3 protein-coding genes are annotated in these 2,153 nt (G+C 73.1%); 2 read left to right on the top strand and 1 reads right to left on the bottom strand.

Annotated elements, in window-relative coordinates:
* Window positions 1–573: 573 nt before the first annotated feature.
* Window positions 574–1,416 (top strand): hypothetical protein, encoded by an 843-nt coding sequence (locus tag ACFW2Y_RS33975; protein WP_384887058.1) that lies wholly within the window; start codon window positions 574–576, stop codon window positions 1,414–1,416.
* Window positions 1,417–1,432: 16 nt separating this feature from the next.
* On the opposite strand, the gene ACFW2Y_RS33970 is transcribed toward ACFW2Y_RS33975, so the two are convergent.
* Window positions 1,433–1,762: a hypothetical protein gene (locus tag ACFW2Y_RS33970; protein ID WP_384887055.1), complete on the bottom strand. Its 330-nt coding sequence runs from the start codon at window positions 1,760–1,762 to the stop codon at window positions 1,433–1,435.
* A gap of 108 nt (window positions 1,763–1,870) precedes the next feature.
* On the opposite strand from ACFW2Y_RS33970, the gene ACFW2Y_RS33965 reads away from it, so the two are divergent.
* A complete protein-coding gene (locus ACFW2Y_RS33965) occupies window positions 1,871–2,101 on the top strand; it encodes a DUF4287 domain-containing protein (RefSeq protein WP_384887052.1) in 231 nt (76 codons plus the stop codon).
* The last annotated feature ends 52 nt before the right edge of the window (window positions 2,102–2,153 follow it).

Below are 2,153 nucleotides of genomic sequence, written 5' to 3'. Positions count from 1 at the left end.
GAGCCGGAGCGGAGGGTACGGGTCGCCCGAGGCACGAGGGCGGCACGTGCCCGCAGCGGTGGCGAAGCACAGCGCGACCCACCACACCCAGCGGCTGAGCCGAGCCGGAGCGGAGGGTACGGGTCGCCCGAGGCACGAGGGCGGCACGTGCCCGCAGCGGTGGCGAAGCACAGCGCGACCCACCACACCCAGCGGCTGAGCCGAGCCGGAGCGGAGGGTACGGGTCGCCCGAGGCACGAGGGCGGCACGTGCCCGCAGCGGTGGCGAAGCACAGCGCGACCCACCACACCCAGCGGCTGAGCCGAGCCGGAGCGGAGGGTACGGGTCCGGATGCTCGGCTCTCCATCGACCGAGCGCGTCAACCGCGCCGCGTCCCAGCCGTAACCGAATCTCCCCCAGGATGTGACCTACGTCCCGGGGGAGTTCGTTTTCGCAGGTCAGAGCCGTTTCGGGACTAAACGCCTGGCAGAAATACCTGTCCAATTCGTGACGTAATGCACTGACAGCAGGCACCGCCCCAGGACAAGCTGATGTAGGAAGTCGGGGGATCGACTCGGAATCGGGAGTACGTCAGTGAGCGCCATGCCTCTTGCCCTGCTGCTGACCACGGCCGCTGCCACGGCCGTGGGCGCTGCTGCCCTGCACGCCGTCCGCGGTCTCCGGAAGGAGGTCGTCGCCCTGCGCGGCGAGCTGGCCTCCGGTCACGGCGCCACGGTTCCTGCGGCCCGCGCCACGCCCGCCGCCGAGATACGGGCCGCGGTCGCCGAGGCGCTGGCTGAAGAGCGCGAGCGCGAGCTCGCCGAGGCGCGTGCCTTCTGGGCCGCGCAGGAGGCCCGGGACGCCGCTGACGCCCCGTCCTTGCTGGGCGGCCTCGGCGGTCCGACCGAGGACGGCCCCCTCTTCGTGCCGCGCCAGGCCGACTTCGCGGGCCTGGAGGCGATGGCCCTGGAGGCCATGGAGGTCGAGGCGACCTCGCTCGACAACACCGAGGCGCTGGAAGCGTTCGACTCCTTCGACGAGTACCCGGAGGACTCGGCCGAACTGGCCGCGGCCCGCCGCCGTCACCCCTCGCACCCGGACTTCGTGCCGGTGCAGACCCCGGTCGTCACCGACCACGAGCGGACGGTGGCGCGCCTGGAGGAGCTCGCGGACACCCGCACGGCACTCACCGACGTGCGTCCGGGCCCGCTCGGCACCCTCGACGTGTACGTCTTCGCGGACGGCACCACGCTGTGCATGACCCCGGGGCACCGCGAGACGGCGGAACGCCTGGCGGAGGCCCTGCGGGCCGGTCGTGCCCCGGTGCTGCTCGGCGGCTCGGGCGTCTCGGGCGCCTTCGCCCTGACCTTCTCGTACGGCGACACGGACGAGGAGAACGTCTACATCCTCGCGGACCGGGTGATCGCCTCGCTGTAGGAGCCTTCGGAGGGGCTCACAGCCCCGCGCGCTCCGCGGCCTCCCGCACCAGCCTCACGGCCTCGTCCAGCTCCCCTCCAACGGAGCCGGCCGGGGCCGTTCGTAGGATTTCGGCCAAATCGTTCCCGGCGACGGCGAGCTGATCGGCCACCATGAAGACGCCCGCGTCGGGCATCGTCCTCGGCTCCCGGTCCGGGTCCTCGGCCCGCTGGGCGCGCACCGCCAGCTCTCGGGCGAGCGCCAGCCCCTCGGCCGCGGCACCCCGCTGGAGGCGGCTCTGCGGGGCCGCCCGCAGCCGGTCGGCGAACCGCTCCACGGCGGCGATCAGTTCACTCGTATCACGCACCCCGCGACCCTACGCGTCCGCAGCGGCCCCTTGCCAACGGGTCGTCCCTCCGGCACGGTGACGGGAAGGAGTACCAGGAGCGACGGTACGAAGCGTCCGGAGGCGCCGATGTCCCACACTTTCTCCGAGCAGACCCACCGCAACCTGCTGGCCCGCATCCCGCGCCGCACCGGCCGTGAGATCGCCGACTGGATGCGCACCGTCGAGGAGGGCCCCTCCCTCCTCCGCCTCGAAGAGCGGATCAGCTGGCTCCGCGGGGCGCACGAGCTGACGTACGGCCATGCGAAGGCCATCATCCACGAGTACGACCTGCGACGGGCGGCGCGCAGACTGCTCTGAGCCCGCGGGCCCGGGGTGCCCGTGCGCACCCGCCGCACGGGCGCCCCGACCT

Origin of the sequence: Streptomyces sp. NPDC058877 (assembly GCF_042742855.1) — a bacterium.
In the GTDB taxonomy this organism is placed as follows: domain Bacteria; phylum Actinomycetota; class Actinomycetes; order Streptomycetales; family Streptomycetaceae; genus Streptomyces.
Note: the sequence above shows the minus strand (reverse complement) of the source record. Positions and strands in the feature narration are given on the sequence as shown.